The sequence below is a fragment of the Paenibacillus forsythiae T98 genome (assembly GCF_000520735.1).
In the GTDB taxonomy this organism is placed as follows: domain Bacteria; phylum Bacillota; class Bacilli; order Paenibacillales; family Paenibacillaceae; genus Paenibacillus_AQ; species Paenibacillus_AQ forsythiae.
Map to the genome: position 1 here is coordinate 1 of NZ_ASSC01000437.1, position 790 is coordinate 790.

Here is a 790-nt window from a genome sequence, read left to right on the forward strand (position 1 = left end):
GGATTTTTGACGGCAGGGCTGCTGGATGCGAAGGTGCTGGGAGCCATGGGCAAAGGGATCGGCAAGATCGCACCTACATGGGTCAAAGAAGGGTTCTCGGCCGTGATGAACGGCTTTGGTAAAGCGGTGCAGAAGCTGAAAAATGCGGGTAGCGAGCTGGCAGATGCGATAAGCCGCGGCTCCAGTTATTTGAATCCGAAGAATTACGGGGTCCTGGCCACACCGGAAGGTGCCACCTTTTTTGCAAAGGTTGGGGATGAGCCTTTGGTGGGAAGTGCGGGAAGAGGGGCCAAAGGGTCGGGTGGTGGTACACCTCCGAAACCAAAAGAACCGCCGAAGAAACCTCCGGAAGTTGAGGGGACGGGTAATGTTCCTGAGGGTTATTATCAAGATGCGAGTGGAAGATGGCACCGTCCTGACGGGGTGTATGCAAGTAACAAAGAAATGGGTTTACCTGAACCAAATGGCCTCACAAAGCGTTTAGAATATATGGGTGATACACCTGGAAAAAACTCTAGAACAGGTAAAGAAGTAATAGAGCGAATGAAAAATGAAGTTCCACCAAAAATTCGGACAACACGTGATGGTGAAATGGAATTTATGGCGAGTGATGGAAAGTGGTATCCTCTAGATCAAGCAGATATGGCACATCTGACTGACGCTGTCTCGTGGTGGAACAGTATGGGGAGATATTATGGTGCAAAGTCCCCAGAGGTCAGGGAATGGATGCTTGACTCCAATAATTATGTGTTAGATCACGCCTGTTGATTAACCACTAAATGGTAGAAAA

Annotated in this window: 1 pseudogene; it reads left to right on the forward strand. The window is 49.1% G+C overall.

The window, feature by feature from the left end:
• Nucleotides 1–768: pseudogene (locus L692_RS33540) on the forward strand (GH-E family nuclease); the annotation flags it as partial.
• Nucleotides 769–790: the final 22 nt, after the last annotated feature.